Annotated in this window: 15 protein-coding genes and 1 pseudogene; 8 read left to right on the top strand and 8 right to left on the bottom strand. The window is 61.2% G+C overall.

Annotated elements, in window-relative coordinates; genetic code table 11:
* The first annotated feature begins 78 nt into the window (after positions 1-78).
* A complete protein-coding gene (locus IRZ31_RS10205; protein ID WP_297153050.1) occupies positions 79-1,170 on the top strand; it encodes an alcohol dehydrogenase catalytic domain-containing protein in 1,092 nt (363 codons plus the stop codon).
* Between the two features lie 43 nt (positions 1,171-1,213).
* Here the strand turns inward: IRZ31_RS10205 and IRZ31_RS10200 are convergent.
* Positions 1,214-1,825: pseudogene (locus tag IRZ31_RS10200) on the bottom strand (TetR/AcrR family transcriptional regulator); the annotation flags it as partial.
* Positions 1,826-2,697: 872 nt separating this feature from the next.
* Here IRZ31_RS10200 and IRZ31_RS10195 point away from each other — a divergent pair.
* The 3 genes from IRZ31_RS10195 to IRZ31_RS10185 all read left to right on the top strand — a co-directional run bounded on the left by IRZ31_RS10195 (position 2,698) and on the right by IRZ31_RS10185 (position 7,775).
* Positions 2,698-4,104 (top strand): solute carrier family 23 protein, encoded by a 1,407-nt coding sequence (locus IRZ31_RS10195; RefSeq protein WP_297153048.1) that lies wholly within the window; start codon positions 2,698-2,700, stop codon positions 4,102-4,104.
* 397 nt (positions 4,105-4,501) lie between these two features.
* Complete coding sequence (locus tag IRZ31_RS10190; RefSeq protein ID WP_297153047.1) at positions 4,502-5,476, top strand: threonine/serine dehydratase; 975 nt, start codon at positions 4,502-4,504, stop codon at positions 5,474-5,476.
* Positions 5,477-5,852: 376 nt separating this feature from the next.
* Positions 5,853-7,775 (top strand): hypothetical protein, encoded by a 1,923-nt coding sequence (locus IRZ31_RS10185; RefSeq protein ID WP_297153045.1) that lies wholly within the window; start codon positions 5,853-5,855, stop codon positions 7,773-7,775.
* 150 nt (positions 7,776-7,925) lie between these two features.
* On the opposite strand, the gene IRZ31_RS10180 is transcribed toward IRZ31_RS10185, so the two are convergent.
* The 4 genes from IRZ31_RS10180 to IRZ31_RS10165 all read right to left on the bottom strand — a co-directional run bounded on the left by IRZ31_RS10180 (position 7,926) and on the right by IRZ31_RS10165 (position 13,487).
* Entirely contained in the window at positions 7,926-9,143 is a 1,218-nt protein-coding gene (locus IRZ31_RS10180) for a family 16 glycoside hydrolase (RefSeq protein ID WP_297153043.1), read from the bottom strand.
* A gap of 139 nt (positions 9,144-9,282) precedes the next feature.
* Positions 9,283-11,676, bottom strand: coding sequence for an aerobic carbon-monoxide dehydrogenase large subunit (gene cutA, locus IRZ31_RS10175; protein ID WP_297153041.1), 2,394 nt, complete (start codon positions 11,674-11,676; stop codon positions 9,283-9,285).
* 6 nt (positions 11,677-11,682) lie between these two features.
* Positions 11,683-12,222, bottom strand: a complete 540-nt coding sequence (locus tag IRZ31_RS10170) for a (2Fe-2S)-binding protein (protein ID WP_297153039.1) — start codon at positions 12,220-12,222, stop codon at positions 11,683-11,685.
* 374 nt (positions 12,223-12,596) lie between these two features.
* The gene (locus tag IRZ31_RS10165) at positions 12,597-13,487 is read right to left on the bottom strand and encodes a xanthine dehydrogenase family protein subunit M (RefSeq protein ID WP_297153037.1); all 891 of its coding nucleotides are present in this window, start codon (positions 13,485-13,487) and stop codon (positions 12,597-12,599) included.
* A gap of 539 nt (positions 13,488-14,026) precedes the next feature.
* Between IRZ31_RS10165 and IRZ31_RS10160 the strand changes: the two genes are divergently transcribed.
* Complete coding sequence (locus IRZ31_RS10160; RefSeq protein WP_297153036.1) at positions 14,027-15,055, top strand: hypothetical protein; 1,029 nt, start codon at positions 14,027-14,029, stop codon at positions 15,053-15,055.
* Positions 15,056-15,132: 77 nt separating this feature from the next.
* On the opposite strand, the gene rsmG is transcribed toward IRZ31_RS10160, so the two are convergent.
* The 3 genes from rsmG to IRZ31_RS10145 all read right to left on the bottom strand — a co-directional run bounded on the left by rsmG (position 15,133) and on the right by IRZ31_RS10145 (position 19,550).
* On the bottom strand, positions 15,133-15,888 hold the full coding sequence (rsmG, locus tag IRZ31_RS10155; protein WP_297153035.1) for a 16S rRNA (guanine(527)-N(7))-methyltransferase RsmG: 756 nt from the start codon (positions 15,886-15,888) through the stop codon (positions 15,133-15,135).
* Positions 15,888-17,993, bottom strand: a complete 2,106-nt coding sequence (locus IRZ31_RS10150; protein ID WP_297153034.1) for a VWA domain-containing protein — start codon at positions 17,991-17,993, stop codon at positions 15,888-15,890. Before IRZ31_RS10150 ends, rsmG begins: the two co-directional genes overlap by 1 nt.
* Positions 17,994-18,146: 153 nt before the next feature.
* Positions 18,147-19,550: a sigma 54-interacting transcriptional regulator gene (locus tag IRZ31_RS10145; RefSeq protein ID WP_297153032.1), complete on the bottom strand. Its 1,404-nt coding sequence runs from the start codon at positions 19,548-19,550 to the stop codon at positions 18,147-18,149.
* A 698-nt stretch (positions 19,551-20,248) separates the two neighbouring features.
* On the opposite strand from IRZ31_RS10145, the gene IRZ31_RS10140 reads away from it, so the two are divergent.
* Genes IRZ31_RS10140 through IRZ31_RS10130 form a run of 3 tightly spaced genes read left to right on the top strand, consistent with a single transcriptional unit; the run spans position 20,249 to position 23,015 of the window.
* On the top strand, positions 20,249-21,997 hold the full coding sequence (locus IRZ31_RS10140; protein WP_297153030.1) for an APC family permease: 1,749 nt from the start codon (positions 20,249-20,251) through the stop codon (positions 21,995-21,997).
* Entirely contained in the window at positions 21,994-22,293 is a 300-nt protein-coding gene (locus IRZ31_RS10135) for a TMEM128 family protein (RefSeq protein ID WP_297153028.1), read from the top strand. Before IRZ31_RS10140 ends, IRZ31_RS10135 begins: the two co-directional genes overlap by 4 nt.
* A gap of 2 nt (positions 22,294-22,295) precedes the next feature.
* The gene (locus IRZ31_RS10130) at positions 22,296-23,015 is read left to right on the top strand and encodes a universal stress protein (RefSeq protein WP_297153025.1); all 720 of its coding nucleotides are present in this window, start codon (positions 22,296-22,298) and stop codon (positions 23,013-23,015) included.
* Positions 23,016-23,017 lie beyond the last annotated feature (2 nt).

Genomic DNA, 23,017 nt, shown 5'->3' with positions numbered 1-23,017 from the left:
GCCCCTTGACAGGCCCCCACCGAGAGGCCACAATGAAACGAGCTGCAACGTGAGAGGTAAGGGAGGAAGTTATACGCTATGCCTGGACAGATGTTGGCGGCGATGTTCTATGCGCCGGGCGATGTGCGACTGGAGGAGCGTCCTATCCCTGAGCCAGGCCCCGGCGAGCTTGTTCTGCAGATTGCGGCGGCTACTACCTGTGGTACCGATGTCAAGACCTACGTACGCGGGCATCCTCTGTTGTTCAAGCACCCACCCGCAGGCTTTGGCCATGAGGCCGCGGGTATCGTGGCCGCTGTCGGCCCAGGGGTGCAGGGCTGGAAGGAGGGCGATGCCGTGGTTGCGGCAAACTCCGCTCCCTGCGATCGTTGTTTCTACTGCCGCCGTGGTCGCTATAGCTTGTGTGAGGATCTGCTGCTGCTGAATGGAGCCTACGCCGAGTACCTGCTGGTTCCGGCGCGCATTGTGCAGCGCAATCTCTATCGCCTACCGCAGGGCCTCTCGTTTACAGCGGCTGCCCTGACGGAGCCGCTGGCCTGCGCCCTGCACGGCGTTGAGGAGAGCGAGATTCAGCCCGGTGACACGGTACTGATCATCGGCGCTGGCCCCCTGGGCCTGCTGCTGGCAGCAGCCGCCCGTCTGATGGGGGCCAGGGTCCTGGTCAGCGGACATGGCGAGCAGCGATTGGCCCTCGCCCGCCATTTCGGCGCCGAGCAGGTCTTTGAGACCGGCGCCCTCTCCTTAGAGGAGCAGCGCGCTCTGCTACGGGCTGCTACGCCCGAGGAGCGTGGAGCCGATGTGGTAATCGAGGCCGTGGGTACACCCGAGACCTGGGAACTGGCAGTCTCCCTGGTGCGCCGCGGAGGCCTGGTCAATTTCTTCGGTGGATGCGCCTCTGGAACGCATATCTCGCTGGAGACACGCCCGCTGCACTACGATGAGCTGACCCTCAAGGGGGTCTTCCACCATACTCCTACCTACTTCGCGCGCGCCCTGGAGCTGATCGCCGGCAGGCAGATCCCGGTCGAAGCTCTCATCACAGCTCGCTTCCCCTTGGCTGAGGCCGTGACGGCCCTTCACCTGCTGCTCCAGAAGCAGGGGGTGAAGTATGCTCTGATTCCACCGGCCTTCGCTCGGGATCTCCCTCGCAGAGCAGACCCTGGAGAATGAGCTGACTGTAGAGGTCAATGACCTGTTGCACGCTGAGTCGCCCGCCCGGACGGAACCAGGTGGCGACTTCGGTGCACATAGCAATCAGGGCGTAGGAGGTGACCTTGATGTCGCTCCGCTTGAAGACTCCCCGCTCCATGCCATCACGCAGGATCTCTTGAATCAGGCGCTCGTAGTGGTCGCGCAGGGCAATGATGTAGTCACGGTTGGCGCCTTCCAGGGCCCGGATCTCGGTGTCGATGATGAAGAATTCGTTCTTGAAGCTGGTGTGGAGACGGATGTGGTTGGCAATGGCCTCCCGTAGCCGCTCCAGCGGCCCCGATTGCTCACGCATGATGCGCTCCAGATTGGCATTCAGGTGGCGCATGTAGGTCTCCATGATCTCAACAAGCAGTGCTTGCTTGTTGGCATAGTGATAGTAGATGCTGGCTGCCTGAATGCCGGCCATACGCGCGATGTCGCGCAGTGGGGCCGCATGGTAACCGTAGCGGGCAAATAGCTCGACAGCGGCGGTCAGGATGGCCTCTCTGACGGAGCGGGGTTCACCGTGGCTCAGCTGACCGCTCAGGGTCTCGCTGCTCTGTCGCTTCAGCTGGCTGTTTCTCACGTTTCTTCGATCCTTCCTCTCTGGCTGCTGATCACGAGATGGCCTCATGCCCTTCTCTGGCTGTCTTGTCCAGGCACACAGCTCGGCAGTGCTCTGATGACTGCTCTGTTTGGCACCTGGTGCGCAATGCCTTCGTCCTCTGTGCCAGGCTTTTCCCCTATTCTAGCAGAGCAGCCCTCACCTGCCCAGTGCACAGGACAGAAAGAGGCGCCGGACGCCTCACCAGGGATCGGCCTAGGAAGCCCTTTGCCTTCGGGAGGAAGAGCAATGCACCTTTACCAGAGGACTTCCCGAGCATCGTCCTGGGTGTTATCACGCAAGCCGCCAGTCGCTCCGGACGGCGAGGCTCGACCGATCCACTGGCCCCAAGCAGCGCCACGTCAACCAGGGATGGAGGCGTTAGAGCCGTCTCCACTACAGGTGAGAAGCTGAAGGAGGGTCGCGATCGGGGACAAGGATTTGCCGGGAGGGGCAACCATTGTCTGTTGAAAACCATCGCATCGTACAGGCGAGAGCCGCCAGCCTCCGCTTTCCAGTTGCCAGCGGAGGTAGATGACTCCCTCCTTTCTCATCGACCTCCCCTCTCGCTCTGGCCGACGAGCGTTAGGCGAGCCAGGTTGGCCTGCTTGTAGCCCCAGGTGATGTCTCGCATTTGGGGTCAGAATAGGGTATAATCTAGGGAAATAGGCCCTGCCTGCTCGGTCCGCGGTCACTCCTGCCAGCTGTGCCCGCCGCGCAGGTGCCAGAAAGGAGGCCACAGCGCTCACATATAGTCCCACCGATCTAGTCGCAACCTCAATCATCTCAGAGCTTCGCTCACACTCCGGGTAGCGCATTCTTCTACAAACTACCCTCTTTTTCTTTCTATCGAGTCTGGCATCCACCTTTGGCCAACTGTTTCTATGAGGAGGGTTTTCCACATGGCGACAGGAGACACCGCGGAGAAACGCGGCTATTTCAGCGGTTGGACGCTCAAGACCGAGGGGATCATTGCACCCGATGAGCGCCTTCCCTGGGGACAGTCCATTCTGGTAGGGCTGCAGCATGTGCTGGCTATGTTCGGCTCGACCGTACTGGCTCCAATTTTGATGGGCTTCGATCCGAACACGGCCATCTTTTTCTCAGGCATTGGAACGCTGCTCTTCTTTCTAGTCGTGGGCGGGCGAGTGCCGAGCTATCTTGGCTCTAGCTTCTCCTTTATCGCCGTGGTGCTGGCCGCCACTGGCTTCGCCAGCGGCTTCCACGGTCCGGGCCTCAATCCTAACATCGGGGTAGCGCTGGGCGGTATCATCTCCGCTGGGGTAGTCTACGGTATCATTGCCTTGATCGTGATTGCCGCCGGCTACCGCTGGATCGATATTTTGATGCCCCCGGTTGTAACTGGCGCTGTCGTCGCTGTCATCGGGTTGAATTTGGCCCCGGTGGCCGTGAGCGATGTTAGCGGCTCTGCCTTCGACACCTGGATGGGCCTCATTACCGTGCTGGCGGTCGCTTTCGTGGCCGTTTTTCTTCCCAGTCCCTTGCGTCGCTTACCTATTCTGCTCGGCGGTATCATCGGCTATCTGATCTACCTGCTGTTTGCTAATGGCCTGCACCTGGGCAAGCCAATCGATTTCTCTGGACTGGAGAAGGCAAGTTGGATCGGCCTCCCCCACTTCTCAACGCCAACCTTTTCACCCGGTGCCATAGCGCTGATCGCCCCGGTGGCAGTCATCCTGGTGGCCGAGAATACTGGTCACGTGAAGGCTGTAGCGGCTATGACAGGGCGCAATCTGGATCGCTATCTGGGCCGTGCTTTCCTGGGTGATGCCCTGGCTACCATTGTCGCCGGTTTTGGTGGAGGTACCGGAGTGACAACCTACGCCGAGAATATTGGTGTGATGGCAGTCACTCGTATCTACTCTACCGCTATCTTCATCATTGCCGCTGTCGTCGCCATCTTGTTGGGCTTCTGTCCGAAGTTCGGCGCTTTGATCATGACCATCCCCTCTGGAGTGATCGGGGGCCTGGCGATCGTGCTCTTCGGTCTGATTGCGGCTACTGGTGGACGCATCTGGGTTGAGAACCGCGTGGATTTTTCAAAGAGCCGCAATCTGATCACCGTGGCCTTTGCCCTGATCGTAGGGGCCGGGAATCTGGCGCTCAATATTGGAAGCTTCCAGCTGAGCGCCATCGGTGTGGCTACTTTCGGGTCGATTATCCTCTACCAGATCCTGCGTGAGCCAGCGCCAGAGCCAGAGGAGGCGGTGACAGCCGATGCGGCAGTGGGACTGAGTCCAGCAGGCGAGCACTCGCTGGAACCAGAGCCTCCAGAGCAGCACCCGTAGCCTCGCTTGTTCGTTCGCCTGGCTTTGACTCAGAGCAGCTTCCTGGCCTTGTCCTGAGTCGATGGAACAAGAAAGGGGAGAGTGGGCGGGACACGCTTGCCCTGCCACCAGACACAGCTCAACAGCCAGAGCCGCGCCGCGGCTCTGGCTTTGATTCCCCAACCCGAGCGCGAAAGGAGGAGGCCAGCCTCTCTGAGCAGCTACGGCAGAGGTACCTTGTCCTCCATCAGTCCGCAATGATACAATGATAGAAGGAGCGTCGTAGAGATACTTTGCTGCGATCCCATCCTGCCGCCTTGGCAGGGAAGGAAGGCCATTAGGGCGGCGCTCCTCTTGTCTTTTCTTTTGCTCATTGGCAATCTTGACGATCGGCCCAGAAAAGCAGTGTACACGCGCTATGCACAGCTACGACCTGGCCCCCGAGTTGACCTCAGCCTACGTTGAAGAGGTGTGGCAAAGGCTGCCACGCTATCTGCGTCCTACGCTGTTGCTGCCGGTTCCCCGTCTCTCCGAAGCCCTGGGCTGTCAGCTGCTGCTCGCCAGTGAGACCTTTCAATATACGGGCAGCTTTAAATTCCGTGCCGCCTACCATCTGCTGGCCAGCGTTCCTCAGCGGCAGATTATCGCCGCCTCCTCTGGGAACTTCGGGCAGGCGGTGGCCTACGCTGCGCGCTTGCTCGGGAAAGCGGCGACGATCGTCATGCCTTCGACAGCAGCCCGCGTGAAGATCGAAGCCGTCCAGTCCTATGGAGGGAGAGTCGAGCTGACCGATGTACGCCGTGTCAGCCGTCAGGAGCGCGTAGCCCAGCTGGCCCGCGAACAGCCCGAGGCTTTCATTGCCCCAGCCTATGACGATTACCGCGTGGTCGCGGGCAATTCGACCCTCGGGCAGGAGATCCTGCGCCAGGCAGAGGTCGATGTGCTGCTGGTACCGGTCGGAGGAGGTGGGCTGATCTCAGGTCAGATCATTGCTCGTGACCTTCTTGGCCGTCCGACACGCATCATCGGCGCCGAGCCGCTGCCTGGCAACGATGCCGCTCGCTCGCTGCGCAGCGGACAACTGCTCTCCAATGAGATGGAGCCGGAGACGGTTGCCGATGGGGCGCGCACCCTCTCGCTGGGACGACTCAACTGGGAGATTATCCGCCAGGGGGTGGAGGAGATCATCGAGGTCCCAGATGAGGTAACGCTGGAAGCGCTGCGCCGCCTCTTCCTGCTAGCCAACCTGAAGGTTGAGCCGACAGGCGCTCTGGCGTTGGGAGCCTTGTTGTTGCACCCGGAGCGCTTCCGCGGTCAGCGTGTCTGCTGTATCGTGAGTGGCGGCAACGTGGACCCGGCACTCTATGCTCAGGCCCTGAGCAACTGGCCCTGATCCAGTCAGCCCGGGACTGGCTGGCCTCCTTGGCTCTCCCCTCCCCCTTTCCTTCCTGACTGCCAGAAGGGCCGTATGTGCCGCCCTGAGATACCCGCGGCTCTGGCAAGCATGCGCCAGCCTTCTCAGCAGCAAAGTAGGGGGACGTGACCCACCTCCGGTCAAACTCGTTCCTCTTTTCTTGGAGAGACATGGCAGAGTACAGGCGATAGGATCGACCAACCAACCGGCGTTTCGCGGCCCAACCTACAGGCGAGGTGTCAGCTAGCTGGATAGCCTACTGGTGGACTGGAGCCGGCGGTGCAGCCTGCCCACGCTCTGCCCGCCTGTCTCAGCTATTTCTCACCATCTTCAGTAACGGAGAGCCGAGAGAACGATGCTCACTGACCAGCTCGCTACCTCATCGCCATCTTTCCAACATACCAGACGCCTCTCCCGCTCTGTCCTGGAATGGATTGCTGTGGCGCTGATCCTGCTGTTCGCTCTGACGCTACGCATCCTGTTGATTCGCTCCCCCTGGCCTGTTACCAATAGCGATGAGGCCAACATGGGCCTGGTGGCGCTGCACGTCGCTTTCCAGGGCGATCATCCTATCTTCTTCTACGGCTTACCTTATATGGGGCCAGTCGAAGGATATGTCGCCGCCGCTCTCTTCCGTCTCTTCGGCCCTTCGCTCTTCACATTGCGCCTGGCCTTACTGCCATTTGTCGCTGGCTTTCTGCTGAGCAGCTACGGTCTGGTGCGCCTCCTCTACGGCAGAGCCTTCGCCTTCGCCTGCCTCCTGCTCTTTACCTTTGGCTCGGGGGATGTGCTCTTTCTCCAGCTACGCGCGGTGGGAGAATACCCTGAGATGCTGATGTTCGCGCCCCTGATTCTGCTCCTTGCGTCCTGGCTGGCATGCTCCTTCCATCCTGGTAGCACTCAGAGCCGATCACCCGCTTGGGGACGAGTGGCGCTTTATTTCCTGCTTGGGATCAGTATCGGTCTGGCCTTGTGGATTGACTTCCTGATCGGTCCATTCGTGCTGGCAGCGCTGGCGCTGCTGGTGCTTTTCTGCGGGCGCGAGCTATGGGGGCGCGCGGGCCTGAGCCTGCTCCTGGGGATGATGATCGGGGCGGAGCCGCTGCTGTACTATAATCTGACCGCCCCTTCGAGCCAGAACTCGTGGGCCACGCTGCTCTTTATCCGCAACAATGCCGCCAATACGCTGGCTGCCCATCACCTCAACTGGCTCCATCAGCTCAGCGGAGCCTTCTTCATCGCCCTGCCGTGGGCTACAGGCTACCAGCCGCGCTGCCCGCTCACTGCCATCCCGCCCTGGGGACTACCGACGTCGCAGACCTGGCTCTGCGTCTCAGCCCAAATGGGTTGGGGGATCGCCTATGTGGTGCTGGCTCTGCTGGCGGCCATCTTCTGTCTGCGCCGTCTCCACCGGATTCAGTACGTGCCTCTACCCTGGCTCAGCCATCACTCTCCTCACTCGCATCCCGCGAGCGTCGGGCGAAAATCACCAGAGGTGCGTGAGGCGCGGCAGGAAGCGATTCGCCAGTGCACGCAGCTGGCCCTGCTAGCAAGCGTTGGGCTGACACTGTGCCTTTACGCCATTGCCCCCGTAGCCGCCGTCTCACCAGAGACCACCTTCCGCTACCTGACCTGCGCCCTGGTGGCTCTTCCGGTCCTGCTCTGGCCGCTCTGGCAGCGGAGCACGCAGGCCCTGGAACACATCTGCCAGACCAGGGGGCAGCTCCGCCCTGCCAACACCGGCGCTCGTGACCACGGGGCCAGAATGGTCACGGCGCTTCCCTCGACGCTCCTCCTGTTGCTGGTGGCGCTGACCTTCGTGGTCGGAACCGCCCGCACCTTCGCGGCCATTTCCGCCTCCCAGGCCGACTACCAGCGGCGTCTGGCCTTAATTCACGATTTAGAGACTATTGGAGCCACACGGGTTTATTCTGAATATTGGACCTGCAACTGGCTCGTCTTCCTGAGCCAGGAACGCATCATCTGCAGTGTTCTCGACGCCGAGCTGCGCCCCGGCTTTAACCGCTATGGACCATACCGTCAGATTGTCGAGAGGGCGCCCTCGCCCGCCTACGTCTTTCCTGTCGCCAATGGATTGCTCGATGCCACTACGGGACGTCAGCAGGCCAGCTTTTTCCAGCGACATGTCCTCTCCTCTCCCGGCTCCAGACAGACCTACCGCCTCTACCAGTTTGTCGGCTATCTTGTCTACCAGCCCCGGCCATCGTCGCCCTCATCACCAGCGCCGCCTTCGCCAGCTAGAGGCATAGGCCCTTGAATAGCCTGAACAGCCAGGATTGCACCAGTCTCCGTTGCCAGTTCGCCAGTCTACCAGTTCCCGGTCCCGGTCTGTCAGCGCTCGCCTTGGTCTCAGTACCTGGCCTGAAGCGCAGACCAATGAGCCGGCGAGCAGGCTATCTCAGCGTGCTCAGGAAGCAGGATAGATCGCCAGATTTGAGAAGGCGACGACCACTCCCTTGGGCGTATCAGGCAGGTTCGAGACGTAGAGGGCAATCGAGCCACTCTTGTAGCTGTTGTCGGTCACACTGTTGAGCGTCTGGCCATTCACCGAGAGCGTCATTGTCGATCCCTTGGCGACAATCTCAACATGGTTGACCTGGCCAATCGGTTTAAGGGCCGTGGTCGACAGGTAGCCAATCAGCTTCTGGTCATCGAGTGGCTGACCCGAGGAATCAACCATGCCTTTGAAGATCGCGTAGGTTGAATCGCCGTACATGGCAAAGCGATAGTAGGTTGCCAGCTCCGTATTCTGGTTGGCAGAGGCGCGGATATAGATACCGAAGCCGCTGTTCTCTTGCGTTCCCTTCGTGATAGCAACGTCCACGTCCAGCCTGAAGTCATCAAAGGTCTTGCCGGGCACGAACTCGGGCAGAATGCGATTGTTATCCTCTTCCAGAAGGAGCTGCCCGTTCCCCAGCTTGACCGAGTAACGACCGGGCACACTGGTCAGATCCCAGCCGTGGTTGTTGTTAGCAAAATTGTCGCTGAATAGCGGCGTAGCAGTCGGGACTGTCGTGCTCTGTGTGGGTGTTGGGGTCTGGGTTCCTGTGGTTCCTCCACCGCGATGGGCAAGAGCAAAGACGCCGATCCCCCCAAGCACCAGCGCCAGGACGACTACCGCAATCAAGGCAATCAGGCCAAAATTCGGTCCCTTGCGAGGCCGTTCCGGCGGCTGAGCAGGCGACAAGGGCGGTACCTGATAGCCCCCTGCCTGGGGATAACTGCCCGGGATCGGGGAGGAATACGGCGGAGCACTGCCCTGGTCAGGGAAAGAGTACCCTGGTGAGGGCGGCGGCGAGGCCGGCGTCCCTCCATAGTAGCCCGGCGCTCCGCTGAAGCCCGGCGAGGACGGCGGGGGGGGAGTCGGAGCAGGAGTGGCCGACTGGCCCCACTGCGAAGGCACTCCGCTGCCCGGATACTGCTGACCGTAGGTTGTCGGCGGATAGCCTCCAGCCCCTCCTCCCCAGGGAACCCCTGGATTCGATGGCGCAGGCTGGTTGCTAGCCGGTGCATTATAGTATCCACAGTTGCTGCAATAGATCTCGTTTGGAGCTAACGGCATCCTACAGCGCTGACAGACCTGACCTGCGGCCCCACCCCCATACGGAGGATACATTGAAGACATGAGCTAGGACCCTCCACTCTTCTTGGTTGGCATACTCGGCTTACACGCATGGCTAGCCAGGTTGAGTATCGCATATCGCCGCCTGAATGTCTACCGGTAATTTTTCACAAATCGCGGTGTCTCACGCGATCCACGCGCTTCAAGTATTCTGATGTTCTTTGAGCAGCTGCTGCAGGAGGCAGGGGTCAAGTGGCATCTCGCGGATGCGCAGACCGAAGGGAGCCAGCGCGTCATCCAGGGCCGAGGCAAAGAGGGCTGCCACCGGAATAGTACCGGCCTCGCCTGCCCCTTTCACTCCAAGCGGATTGAGCGGTGAAGGAGTCTCCACATGCTCAACCTGAAGCGGGGGGATCTCCTCGACCGTAGGAAGCAGGTAATCCATAAAGCTACCGTTGAGCAGCTGCCCCTCTTCATTGAAGACGAGGCGCTCGTAGAAGGCTCCCCCGATACCCTGGGCCACTCCTCCGTGCACCTGACCCTCAACCACTAGCGGATTGATCACTCGTCCACAGTCGTGCACAGCCACATACTTGAGAAAGGTAACCATCCCTGTCCGTGGGTCGACCTCGACAATGGCCCCATGCACTCCACTGGCAAAGGTACCGCGCGGGGGACTATAGAATGCCGTCGCTTCCAATCCCGGGCCGCCACGCTCTTCAGGCAGGGCAGGACCAGGGCGTGGCCCGGCCAGCTGCATCTGCATCAGCTTGCGGGCATTCTCTCCATAAGAATAGCGCAACGGATTGGAGGCAATGGCCACCTGACCCAGTGTCAGTGCCCGGTGAGGGGCATCACGCACAAAGACCTTGCCATCGGCCAGCTCGATATCCTCCGGCGAGGCTTCAAAGAGGTCTGCCGCCACCTGCTTGGCCTTCTCACGGACCTTGACCGCTGCCAGATGGATCGCTGAACCGGCCACTGTGGCGGCCCGGCTGGCAAAGGTGCCAACGCCCCAGTAGAAGGCTTGTGAATCCCCCGTCGTTACCAGTACATCCCGCGGGTCGACCCCCAGCTGATCCGCCACAATCTGGGCAAAGGTTGTCTGGTGGGCCTGCCCCTGGGTCGTCACGCCCGTCGAGACATAGACTCGTCCATCCGACTCGACACGCACCTGGGCCCCCTCGTAAGGACCAATTCCTGTGCCCTCCACATAGCAGGCCACCCCTATACCCAGATAGCGCCCCTGCTCGCGTGCCCGCCGCTGCTCCTCACGAAACTGTTCATATCCCAGAGCCTCCTTGAGGCGCTCCAGGCCGGCCTGGTAGTTACCGCTGTCGTAGATCGTAGGCCCGCCATCCTGATAGACCAGGCCGACATCCCAGGGAAACTCATCGGGCCGAATAAAGTTGCGGCTGCGCACCTCCAGCGGATCAAGGCCCAGCTCCGCCGCAATGCGGTCCATGATGCGTTCCATGACAAAGACCGCGTGGGGACGGCCCGCGCCGCGATAAGGGCTGACCGGTACCTTATTGGTATAGAGGACCTTGAACTCGCTGTAGTAATGGCGCAAGCGATAGGGGCCAGGCAGAGTACAGGCTGTGATAATGGGTACAATGATCCCGTAAGGCGTATAGGCCCCGGTGTCGTGTAAGAAGACATCGCGCACAGCCAGCAGAATGCCCTGGTCATCAAAGGCGTATTCCACATCGTGAATCTGGCCCCGTTCCTGATTCGCCGAGAGAAAATGCTCGGCCCGGTCTTCGATCCACTTCACCGGGCGTCCCAGCCGTAGCGCCGCCAGCGGCGTCAGGATCTCTTCCGGGTAGAACATCATAATCTTGGTGCCGAAACCACCACCTACATCGGGAGCCACCACGCGCACCTTATGCTCTGGCAGGCGGAACATGGCCGCCAGGCCATTGCGGATGGGAATCGGCCCCTGGGTCGACATCCAACAGGTTAACATTCCCTCGTGTGGGTCCCAGCGGGCGACTACCCCACGGCCCTCCATCGGCATGGCTGAGCCGCGTTCCATCACAAAGCGCTCGCGCAGCACATGGGGAGCAGAAGCCATGACCCCCTCGGGATCGCCGACACGTTGCACCAGATGCGCGGCCACGTTACCGGGCACATCGGCATGGACCAGCGGAGCCCCCTCAGCCGCCGCCTGCTCCAGGCTGGCCACCACCGGTAGTGGCTCGTAGTCCACATCGATCAGCTCCAGAGCGTCTTCAGCCAGATAGCGATCCTCAGCCACCACAAAAGCCACGGCGGCCCCAGCATAGTGCACCTCATCGCGCGCCAGCGGCAGCTGTGTACGCGGCTGCGTCAGCGCCGGGTGTGGCACCAGCAGCGGCGATGGCTCCAGCAGCTCGCCCAGATCCTCCGCCGTTAAGACCAGATGCACGCCGGGCAGGGCACGAGCCGCCGAGGCATCGATGCGCTTGATACGGGCATGAGCATAGGGGCTGCGCAAAACCGCGGCGTGCACCATTTCCGGCAAATCGATATCGTCGACGTACGTTCCCCGCCCACGCAGCAAGCGCGGGTCCTCGGAGCGCTGAACCGGAGCACCAAACCAGCGTGTCGCCATAGGCGCTTATGCCTCCTCCTTCTGAGACTGAGAGCTGCGCAGATAACGGGCAGCCAGCTTGACCGCCTCGACAATGTTTTGATAGCCTGTGCAACGGCAGAGATTACCGGCCAACCCCTGGCGTATCTGCCGCTCATCCGGGTCAGGATGCTCATGTAAGAAGGCGTGGACCGACATAATGAAACCAGGAGTACAAAAGCCGCACTGCAGTGCATGCTTCTCCTGAAAAGCCCGCTGGATAGGGTGCAGCTCCTCGGCACTGCCAGCAAGCCCTTCGATGGTTGTCAGGGCCATGTTATCCACCTGCACAGCCAGCAGCAGGCACGAGCGCACGGCCTCCCCGTTGAGCAGTACCGTACAGCAGCCACAGACGCCATGCTCGCATCCCACATGGGTGCCAGTCAAGTGCAGCTCGTGGCGCAGGAAATCTGAGAGAAGCAGACGCACTGGGATGCGACGCTGATAGAGACAGCCATTGACCGTCACCGTCAGATCGTACTCCTCACAGAACTGCGGAGGAGACCCAGGCTCGTCAAAGGCATACATAGGCAACAACCCCTTTCTCGTTACTAGCCAGGCCCCCAGCCGGCTGGAACGAACGCGATGCCCACCTCGCAGGCTGGTTAGGCAGCCTGGCCGCTTGCTGCTTGACCCACTTGATCTCTGAGCAAGGTCACGCCTGCTCACTCTCGCGCAGGCTGCGCGTGGGCGCTTGGGCAGCGAGGCTGCGGCTTGCTGTCTCGTTCTGGCCTGTCACGCGCTCTTAGTCGATCGATTAATTGACTGACTGCATGCAAGACAAGATAAGAGAAAAAGAAAAGAACAGAGAAGAGGAATGGCCCCTTGACGGGGCCTGTGAGATGCTGGGCGGTCTGCCTCGGGCACAGGTGGGCATACCCCTCTCTGATGGCGACGACAGCTCAGGCCGGCCCGGGGCGAGTCTGAGAGCAGCGTGACCAGGCCAGCGGCAACAGGCGACGCGTGAGATCCGCGACCAGCTCGCGGCGGTACTCGGCGGTAGCGTGGATATCTTGCATCTCCTCGCTGACGAGCGTGCGAGCTGCCGCCGCAGCCTCCTCCAGGGTGGCTGCGTCCAGGGTAGTGCCAACGAGCAGCGCCTCCACCGCGCTAGCGCGCTGTGGCACTGGGGCCACCCCCAGATAGCTCAGGCGGGCTGAGCTACAGCGCCCATCAGGCCCTGCCGTCAGCACCACAATGGCCCCAGCAAGCGCATAATCACCAGAGCGGCGCGCGAACTCAGCAAAAGCCCAGCCAGCAGCCGGCGGGAGCCAGGGAAAACGCACCTCGGTCACCATCTCATTGGGATGCAGCTCGGTGGTCAGATAGCCCTGGAAAAAGCTAGCCGCCGGCAGGAGGCGCTCGCCGTGAGCACTTTGGGCCACCACCAGGCCGTCCAGACAGACCAGCAGGGCAGGTAGCTCCGCCGCCGGATCAGCGTGGGCAATACTGCCTGCAACAGTCCCGCGATTGCGAATCTGAAAGTGGCCGATATGGCGAATGACCTCGACCAGCAGCGGATGCTTCTGCTGCACTGCCGGCGAGCGCTCAACCTGTCGCTGTCGAGTCACAGCGCCAATCGCGAGATAGTCTGTCTCCTCCTCGATATAGTGCAGCTCCGAAATATGGTTGATGTCCAGGAGATAGGCGGGCCTGGCCAGGCGCATATTCAAGAGCGGCATCAGGCTCTGGCCGCCCGCCAGAATCTTTGCCTCCTCAGCAGTGCGGTCCAGCAGATCCAGCGCGTCGTCAAGGAGGCGCGGCGCGCAATATTGAAAGCGTGGTGGTTTCATCGCTGCTTGCTCCGAGTGTCTTGATCGTTTTGCGCTCTCTCCCTCAGCTTTCGGCTCCAGAGAACGCCAACGACTTCTCCCCCCGCGTGCAAATCGCGTCGTCCAGGTCGCCGCTTCTAGCTGAACCTGGCCCCAACGCCTGGTTCCCCTTCTGCCACCCCAGCAGCTCGCCTGCAAGGTGTCTGTCCGGCCCGGGCCTCCAGACCATGCCCTGACCTACCTGAACCCAAGGGTGGGGACCGGGCCAACAGGCGACCGCTCTTCTTACCCCACTCCCAGCACTGACCCGGCCTGAAAGGGTGAGGGAATACCCAAAAGAGTACCCCTATTCCCAACTGCTGTCAAGCCTTCCTGCTCAGCAGCCCTTCTCCACTTACTTTCACCCGAGAACATGCCCTTCTCCCAGCATCTTCTCCTCTCTCGGCTCTCACTGCTTTTGCATATGTATATGTTTGCGAATCAGTACAATAGAATAAGAGAGTATTTACATTTACGTGGCGCGGCTGCTTGTCTAAGCATTAGAAAAAGGAGAACGAGTAGTGGATAGCGTTATCGTCTGTGTGCATGGAAGAAGCGAACAGTGGCACTTGAAGGACCAGATCCTGGCTGACTTCCAGGGGGGCATACTGGAGGGCCTGGGGAGACTCCCGGCGCCAGTCGCGATCGGGCGTGAGCGCATCCTGTTGGCCTTCTATGGCGACCTCTTTCTCCCGGATGCCGCCCTGGCCCCTGCAAGCGGGGGGGCTGCTGGACGGCGCTTGAGCACGGTAGCCACCTGGCCAGGCGAAATAAGCAGCTATCGGGGGTCAACGGCCCCGAGTGCCCAGCTCACGGCTCACACAGCGACAGACCCGCTCTATCAGATCAATGTGGCGCGGGCTATTCTGCGTGAAGCGCACCAACGGGGACTGATCGAGAGCGGTAGTGCTGAAGGAGAGCAGGCTCCAGCAGCGCTCTCGCCCCATACTGGGGGAGGTCTTGTCTGGCTGCACTCACTCCTGGTGCACATCCTCCAGGGACTGGAGCACATTCTGGGTGCGCCCCGCGAGCTGCTGCGACTCTTTGTCAGCGATGTCGATCTCTACCTGCATAACGCCGCGCTACGGACCCAGGTCATGGGGCGTCTGCTCGCGCTCCTGCGTCAGCAAGCTGGCCGCTCGATCATTGTAGTGGCTCACAGCCTGGGGACGGTCGTCGCCTATGACGTCCTCAACACGCATCGCGAGATTCCGATTACCGCCTTCATCACCCTGGGGTCGCCTCTGGGGCTGAGTCCTTTCATCTACCAGGAGCTGCTACCACCGGTGCCGCCTGGGCAAAAGCACCCGTTTCCTGCCAATGTCGCCACCTGGCAGAATTTCTATGATCCCAACGATATTGTCGCGCTCGTTCCTGCGCTTGCCCCGCTCTTTCCCGGACCTCCCGGGCAGGCTGTGATCTGCACACCGGTCCAGAACAATCCCGCTGATCCCCACTCGTTGACCGGCTACCTGATCCAGCAGGCGGTGGCGCAAGCGATCAACAACGCGCTCTTGTGCAAGACACCCCTCCCTTCAAAGCTCAAATGAGCTTTTGTTTGCGTTTCTGCGTTTCCTTTCATTGTACCTCTTGTGAGTGCTGAGGGAGCGGTCAGCCAGACCGGCCCTCAGCACTCACCGAGACGCTCACCGGCAGGACGCTTGAGGATAGCGGCGTTGTTGCGGGGAAAGTGGGGAGGACAAGGCTGGTGCTGGCGCCAGAGGAGGAGATAGCGCCCGTCCTCAAGACCGGGCAGGGTGACCGATAGCTGAGCCTCAAGCGTCAGGCCAAGCTGCTCCGCCGCCCGCAGGCTCTGCGCCATCTCTTCGGGGCTATCACCCTTGCGCGGCAGCACAATAGTGCCACCCACCCGGCAATAGGGGGCCGCATATTCCAACACGACTGGCAGGGCGGCCACGGCCCGCGCCGTCACCAGGTCGAAGGCGCCGCGGTAGGCCGGGTCCCGCCCCAATAGTTCAGCCCGTCCATGCACAACCGTGATGCCTTCCAGCTCCAGCACCTGGCACACATGGCGCAAAAAGGCCACCTTACGGGCCGTCGCCTCCAGCAAGGTGACCGCCCAGGCTGGACGCACAATCTTGAGCGGCAGCCCGGGGAAACCCGCGCCGCTGCCGATATCCAGCAGGCGACAGCTCGGCGGATCGACCGCTGTCAGGATCGCTAACGAATCGAGGAAGTGCCGTGTCAGCACTTCCTCGGGATCGACAATAGCGGTCAGATTCACACGCTCATTCCAACGTAGCAGCTCCTCGCGGTAGCGCAGGAAACGGGCCAGGGCCTGATCAGCCTGGGCGGCGGCCTCGGGCGCCTGCGCATAGAGCTGCTCTATAAAAGCTTGCAGCGTCTCCTCTGCCTCGCTCATTATGAGATCCGCTTGCGCTTGCTGTTGAGATAATCAACAAGCAGGTATTCACCCAGGTTGTTCTTATCGGTGTAGAAGGTCCGCCCGTGGTTGATCTCAGCCATCTGGTTGACGAAGCTGACCATCCAGCGATCATCTTCAAGCATGAAGGTGTTGATGGTGATCCCCTCACGCGTGCAGCGCTGGACTTCCAGGAGCGCCTGCTGCTCGGCCCAGGGATTAGGTGGATAGGCGAATTGCCAGCCTCCCAGCTCCTCCTCGTACCAGACCGTCGGGCCTCCATCGGTCACCAGGATGATCTGCTTGTTGACCCCGCGATGGCGTGAGAGCAGCTGGCGAGCCAGCATCAACCCGTGGGCCAGATTGGTGCCCTGGCTATGATCATAGCGCCCAATCTCGATCAGCTCCTCCGGCTTGTACTCACGCGCCACGAACGAGAAGCCCACGATGTAGAGGTTGTCGCGCGGGAACTGCGAGCGAATCAGGCTCTCCAGGGCTACCGCTACCTTCTTAGCTGCCTGCTGGCAGCCGTTATAGATCATACTCATGCTCATATCGAGCATCAGCACCGTCGACGACTGCGTCGTGAACTCCGTGCGGTAGACCTCGAAGTCCTGCTGAGAGAGTCTGATCGGCGTGCCCGTACCATTGCGATAGACGGCGTTCATGACCGTCTTTTGCAGGTCCAGCAAGAAGGGATCGCCGAACTCATAACGCTTGCTCTCATCAGTACGCTCGCCACCAGGACCGCGGAAAGGACTGACGTGGCGTCCGAAGCCGTCGCGCTTGAGCTTGTCAAAGATGTCCTGGAGGGCCTTCTGACCAATCTTGCGGATGGCGCGCGCCGTCAGCTCCCAGCGGTTCCCTTTCCTTTGAATATAGCCGGCCTCCTCCAGGATCTTCATCAGGGCCTTCAACTCTTCCAGAGAGCGATACTCGTCAGAGCCGAGCAGCTCGCGCACTTTCTCGCTATCGATGGCCTCCAGATCGTCCAGGCGTCGCGCCTGCTGGAGCTGCTCCTCCAGGCCCTCCATCTGTTGCAACCGGCCCATCATGCGCAGAGCCTCGTTGAACGGCAGGGGTTCGCTCCCGCGGAAAGGGAAGCGCATGCGGTAGTCGTCCAGGGGAGCCAGAGTCTGCAGGTTCTGTGCCAGCTCCATCAGATCAACCCGGATGCGATCGTCGCTGATGAGCTGCTCCATGAGATTCTCCAGCTCCTGGCGCTGCTCCGGCGAGAGGTTCTCTAGCAGGGCCTGCATGGCCGCCATGCGTTGCTGCATCTGCTCGATGAGGTCATCGAGCGTATTCACCCCGGGGAAGTACTCACCATACTTCTCCATGAAGGAGTCAAAATCTGGGTTGAGGCCCTGCTGCCGTTCACGCAGCATGCGATTCAGCTCGCGGATCATCTCGCGCAGGCGGGCGATATCTTCGGGCGTCATGCTCTGCAGCGATTGCCGCATGCCCTGGAAAAACTGCTGCATCATCTGCTGGCGCAGGCTTTCCAGCAGTTCATTGAACTTCTCGCGCGCCGCCTCTTCCATGAAATCGTACTCGGAGAGGGCTTTAATCTGTCCTGGCAGATCGCGAGGTAAGTTCTCCAGGTACTGCTGCTTGCGCTGGGCGATGGTCTCTAGCATGCGGCGCTTCTGCTCAGGCGTCAGCGCATCGCTGCCGGCGGCATCTTCGTCGGTCGGGGCCTGGGGCGAATCTCCGGCCTCGCTCTGGCGAGCCTGCTCGGCCTCAGCCAGCTCCCGAGCCTCTTTGAGACGGCGCTCGATCCCTTCGCGCTCTAGCTGCTTAATCTCCTCCAGTTTCTGACGCAGATCATCCATGACGCCGGAGGCCATATTATAGCGATTGAGCAGCTGACTGCGCTGAGAGCGCAGCCGCTCCAGCAGTTCGCGCAGACCGAGATTGCGCCTCCCATCGGGCCGCTGCATACCATCCTGCATCAGGCGGCGCAGGGCCTGCTGCAGATCACCCTGCTCCAGGTAGTCATCTGCGAGGGCGCGCATGATGTCGTCAGCATCCAGTCCCTCGATCTCTTGGGTACCGTCCCAGCGCGAATAGCCGTAGCGGGTTCGGAAAAAGCGCTTCAACATGGGAAATCTCCCTCTGCTCCCCACTGTCCCCCCGTTTCAGCTGGGACGAAGCCGCCGCCAGCGTGCTCCTGCCCGCCGGTTGGCGCACCCAGCCCAGCCCAGCCCAGCTCAGCGGCGGTCCGTAACAGGACAGGGGAAGCCACAGTGAGCCTCTTAGCGTCGATAACGGATCTTGCCACTCATCTCGTCTTTGTTGAGGCGGCGATTCAGGTGGAGGCCCTCAAGGATGAACTCGACCGCCGAAGCAATGGTCGCGGGATGCCCGCGAGCCTGCAGCCTATCGATGGCCTTGCTCAGCCCACCGACGCGCGAGAGCTGATTGACGTACTCCATCGCCGGCAGGTCATCGCCGACCTGCACACTCAGGCCGCGCTCAAAGCCAGCCAGGAGCTGCTCGAATTCGCGCGGCTCAAAGTACTGGCCAAAGACCTCCGCCACCGCCGCATTAATCAGGCGGCCCACGACACGCTCCTCCTTGACCTCGCCTACCGTATCCAGCTCAATCTTGCCGCTGGTAGAAGCGATGATCGCCGAGAGATCGCTCACGCGCGGAGCCGCTACGCGCTCGCCCAGCCGGAGGGCACGGCGACAGGCATTGCTCACCACGTTCTCATAGTTGGTGATCGAAACACGGACGCTGACGCCGGAGCGCTGGCTAATGTCGTTGCTGCGCCGGGCCAGGTGGGTCACCGTCGCAACGATCTCCTTCATGAAGCGCGGTACTACGACCTCTAGCCCATCGGTGGGGAAGCGGTTGCTCTCCGCCTCCATGATCTGGATCTCATGCTCGATATCGAGCGGATAGTGGGTGCGGATCTCGGACCCAATGCGGTCCTTGAGCGGCGTGATGATCCGCCCACGATTGGTATAGTCCTCGGGATTGGCACTGGCCACTACATAGACATCGAGCGGCAGCCGAATCTTATACCCGCGGATCTGGACATCGCGCTCTTCCATGATATTGAGCAGGCCGACCTGGATGCGCTCGGCCAGATCGGGCAGCTCGTTGATACAGAAGATACCGCGATTGGTCCGAGGGATCAGGCCATAGTGGATGGTCAGCTCGTCCGAGAGATAGCGCCCTTCGGCAACGCGCACGGGATCGACCTCACCGATGAGGTCGGAGATGGTAATGTCTGGTGTGGCCAACTTCTCGCTGTAGCGGCGATCCCGCGGGAGCCAGGCGATTTCTACCTTGTCTCCCTGCTCAGCTACCTTATCGCGGCACGCTTTGCAAATCGGCGCGTAGGGATTATCGTTGATTTCACAGCCAGCAATGACCGGTATCTCCTCGTCGAGCAGATTGACCAGGCTGCGAGCCATGCGCGTCTTGGCCTGACCACGTTCGCCGAGGAAGATGATGTCCTGGCCGGAAAGGATCGCGTTCTCAATCTGAGGGATCACTGTGTCCTCATAGCCAATGATCCCGGGAAACAGTTCCTCTCCTTTGCGCATCTTCTCAATGAGATTTTTACGCATCTCTTCTTTGACGGAGAGGACCTTGTAGCCGCTTTCACGTAGTTCTCCGATTGTGCGCGGTTGTGTTGTGATGGTCATTCCGCTCTAAGCTACCTTTCTCGGGGGTGGTTACGTGTGCGCTCTGCGCCTTCGGCGCTCCTCGCGCCCCAGCGCTCCGCTCTCTCGACTTGGTCCAGGGCCGCGCTCATGGGCGGCGCGACACGGCCCAATGCGCTGATCCAGCACAGGAGCATAACTGCTGCGAGCAGCCGGTCGAAGGCAGCCGCTGCGTTGCCGCCCGCCGCCAATGCCCTTGCTTGATCGAGTGATTCAGGCAGACAGACTGGCTGGCAACGGGGCAGAGATCCCGCAGCGCTCCGCGCCCCGCCCTGCTGGCTGGCCACGGGCCTGGGGGTCTCTCGACGCCCACTCACCAGGAAAACGTGTGGAACCTATCCTATTCTATCTTCTAGAGAAAGAAAGCGCAAGGGCAACGGCAGTGTGCAGACCGTCCGGGGAGAAGGGGGGCCATCTTGAGCAGCTTTTGAGCAGGCACTTCTTTTTCTTGAGCCTTCCTTGAGGCAGTCGCTTCTATAATGGGGATAACTCTCACAGAGTGGAGCCGCAGGAGTCGGGACTCAGTCTTTTCACTCCCTCCCTCCTTGCCGGCTGCAAGACGGAGGAGGCCAGGTTTCTGGCTCGCGTGATGGGGAGTTGCAGGGACCTCGACCCGAGCGAAAGAACGAGAGAAGGATCAGCTCCCGCGGCTCCGCTCTGCAGAGAAGGAGGGAAGTCTCATGCTCGGCAATCAGTCAGCGCGAGCGCCACTCGCCTCCACTGAGGCCGATGGGCACACTACTCCAGCAACCGCCCAGGAGAGCGTGGGGCCGGGACTCAGGCGGGCGGTAGGGGTCTGGGGTTCCTATACGTGGGGCTACGCCGATGTGGGGGCCGATGTCTATGTGGCCCTGGGCATTGTGATGGCCGCGGCCCAGGGCGCGACCAATGTGGCCTTTCTTTTCGCCGGCCTGGTCTATGTGATGGTTGGCCTGGCCTACACCGAGCTGGCGGCTGCTTATCCAATGGCTGGCGGTGGCCAGTTCTATGTGTTGCGCGGCCTGGGTGACTTCTGGGGCTTTGTGGCTGGCTGGGCCGTCCTGCTGGATTTTACTATCGACATCTCGCTCTTCGCTCTGGCCTCTGCTGGCTACATCAATTTCTTCTTGCCGGTCCTGAATACGCGCGTCGACCTGCATCTGGGAGGTCTGACGCTGCCCGGCGTTCAGCCGTGGCTCATTCTAGAAGCGACCATCTTCGTGGTCCTGTTGACCATCCTCAATATTATCGGGGTACGCGAATCCTCGCGCTTCAACGAGGTGCTGGGCGCCCTGGATGTGATCAGCGAGTCGACGATTCTCTTCTTCGGCTTCCTGTTCGCCTTTGATCCGCAGCTCTTGCTGCGGCAGATGACTCAGTCCTGGCCCGATCCTTATCACCTGGCGTATGGGGCCTCGCTGGCGATCATCTCCTTCGTCGGTCTGGAATCGATCAGTCAAGCCAGCCAGGAGACGATTCGCCCTGGTAAGGTGGTACCGCGAACCTCGCTCGCCCTGATTCTGACGGTGCTCATCTACGCCCTGGCCTTCTCGAACCTGGGACTGGCGATGCTGCCCTGGCAGTCCTTCGCCGAACATAACGGCGATCCGATCGCCTGGCTCGCCAGCCATATTCCTTTTCTCGGCCTGGTCGCCGGTCCCTACGTGGCACTGCTGGGTGCCACATTGGTGCTGATCTCGTCGAATGCGGGCGTTTTCGGCTCTTCGCGCATCACCTATTCGATGGCGCGCTATGACCTGCTGCCGCGGCAACTGGCACGAGTGCATCCAAAATTCCGCACCCCCGTCCGCACGCTGGTGGTCTTCTCGGGCTTCGCTCTGCTGGAGCTGTGGCTGGCTGGTCTCTCGCCCAATGCCTACGATGTCCTGGGCAATATGTACGCCTTTGGCGCAGCGACGGCCTATATTCTGGTCTTCATCTCGCTGCTGGTGCTACGCTTCGTCGACCCCTGGACGCCGCGACCTTTCAAGGTGCCGCTGAATATCCGCCTCCGTGGGAAAGATGGGGAGAGCCGCTTCCTGCCAGTGGTAGGTATTCTGGGCCTGCTGGGGATCAGCAGCATGCTGGTGATGGTGGTGCTAACGCACGCTATCGGACGGCTGGCAGGGCCAGGCTGGTTGCTGCTGGGTTTACTCATCTATGTCTGGCACCGCAAGCGCTCGGGTCTGCCAGTCTTTGGCAGCGTGCCCCGCAACTGGCCCGAGGAGCAGCTGGCTGTCTATGCGGATGCCGAGGAGTACGATCTGGTCGAGGAGCTGCGCGAGAACCTGGCACGCAAACGCCATCTTGCTGGCGAAGAGGCACGAGCATCTCAGGCTCCTCCCACGGCTCGCGTAGTGTCAGTACCGGTACCATCCCAGGAGAGCCGGGGCAATGGTCGACGTACAATGACAACTGCTCGTGAAGAGGAGCAAAGGAGGGAAGGATGAGGGGGTCTCGAAACCGAGCGAGAGAACAGGCCCGCGCAGCTCAGGCTCAGGCTCGCGAGGCGCCAGAGCAGAAAATACAGAGCAGCCGCGACTGGCGGGGTCGCTACCGCCAGATGGTCAGCGTCCTCATTATTCCTTTGGGGATGATCATTAGCCTGCGGGCACTCTGGCTGGGCTGGCAGGCCTGGACGCTGCTGCTGCTGGGCCTGGCCTTTGTGGCGCTGGGAATGGTGCGTCTTCAGCTGCTCCCTCCCTGGCGCCTGGCCCATGCCCGCCAACGCAGGGGAGGAGAGTAGTAATGCTGGCGATGCTGGTAGCCACTCCAACCAATCCGCTCTTGATTACTCCTGTCGGTGTGCTGATCGCCCTGCTGTTTGCTGCCTCGATCATCGGGGTACTCGGCTGGATGCTCCATCTGCCTCCCGAGACCGAGCTAAGCCGTACCGCCAGCCGGGCCGTGCGCTCGCTCAATAAGATGACTCGGATTCTGGTGCCGCTGCTGCACTGTAGTGAGGAGACCGACCGCGCACTGGCCCTGGCACTCCAGATGGCCCGCCACCGCAATGGGAGCGTCTGGGCGCTGGCCGTGATTGAGGTGCCCTTTATGCTGCCCCTGGACGCAACGCTGGGTGAAGAGGAGGAACGCGTCCAGGCCCTGATAGAGCGTGCACGCTCGGTGGCGCGCCAGACACCTTCAACGCTCACGGTGCGGGTGCTGAAGGCCCGGCAGGCCGGTCCGGCCATTGTTTACGAAGCGACACAGAGCGCCGCTGATCTGATTATTGTGGCGAACTGCCCCGTGCGCGTGCGCGGTAGCCTGCAGCAGATTGATCCCGCCGTCGAGTATGTCCTCAAGCATGCTCCCTGCGAGGTGCTGGTGCTCAGCGGCGCCCGGGTTCCTCCCCCGCATGAGCAGGAGCCTGCTCCGCTCGCCCCTCAGCATGCCTCTACAGAGGAGTCCCAGCATGGCAGCCCCACCCATGAGGTTTCCCAGGAGCTTAGCGGTACCAGCCGCTAAGC

Source organism: Thermogemmatispora sp. (assembly GCF_019683635.1).
Lineage (GTDB): Bacteria > Chloroflexota > Ktedonobacteria > Ktedonobacterales > Ktedonobacteraceae > Thermogemmatispora.
This window is presented reverse-complemented; position numbering and strand designations above follow the sequence as displayed.

Bases quoted from the DNA above. Each gene is read 5' to 3' on its own strand.
- IRZ31_RS10205 (WP_297153050.1), top strand. From the start codon at position 79: ATGCCTGGACAGATGTTGGCGGCGATGTTCTATGCGCCGGGCGATGTG.
- IRZ31_RS10195 (WP_297153048.1), top strand. From the start codon at position 2,698: ATGGCGACAGGAGACACCGCGGAGAAACGCGGCTATTTCAGCGGTTGG.
- IRZ31_RS10190 (WP_297153047.1), top strand. From the start codon at position 4,502: ATGCACAGCTACGACCTGGCCCCCGAGTTGACCTCAGCCTACGTTGAA.
- IRZ31_RS10185 (WP_297153045.1), top strand. From the start codon at position 5,853: ATGCTCACTGACCAGCTCGCTACCTCATCGCCATCTTTCCAACATACC.
- IRZ31_RS10180 (WP_297153043.1), bottom strand. From the start codon at position 9,143: ATGTCTTCAATGTATCCTCCGTATGGGGGTGGGGCCGCAGGTCAGGTC.
- cutA (WP_297153041.1), bottom strand. From the start codon at position 11,676: ATGGCGACACGCTGGTTTGGTGCTCCGGTTCAGCGCTCCGAGGACCCG.
- IRZ31_RS10170 (WP_297153039.1), bottom strand. From the start codon at position 12,222: ATGTATGCCTTTGACGAGCCTGGGTCTCCTCCGCAGTTCTGTGAGGAG.
- IRZ31_RS10165 (WP_297153037.1), bottom strand. From the start codon at position 13,487: ATGAAACCACCACGCTTTCAATATTGCGCGCCGCGCCTCCTTGACGAC.
- rsmG (WP_297153035.1), bottom strand. From the start codon at position 15,888: ATGAGCGAGGCAGAGGAGACGCTGCAAGCTTTTATAGAGCAGCTCTAT.
- IRZ31_RS10150 (WP_297153034.1), bottom strand. From the start codon at position 17,993: ATGTTGAAGCGCTTTTTCCGAACCCGCTACGGCTATTCGCGCTGGGAC.
- IRZ31_RS10145 (WP_297153032.1), bottom strand. From the start codon at position 19,550: ATGACCATCACAACACAACCGCGCACAATCGGAGAACTACGTGAAAGC.
- IRZ31_RS10140 (WP_297153030.1), top strand. From the start codon at position 20,249: ATGCTCGGCAATCAGTCAGCGCGAGCGCCACTCGCCTCCACTGAGGCC.
- IRZ31_RS10135 (WP_297153028.1), top strand. From the start codon at position 21,994: ATGAGGGGGTCTCGAAACCGAGCGAGAGAACAGGCCCGCGCAGCTCAG.
- IRZ31_RS10130 (WP_297153025.1), top strand. From the start codon at position 22,296: ATGCTGGCGATGCTGGTAGCCACTCCAACCAATCCGCTCTTGATTACT.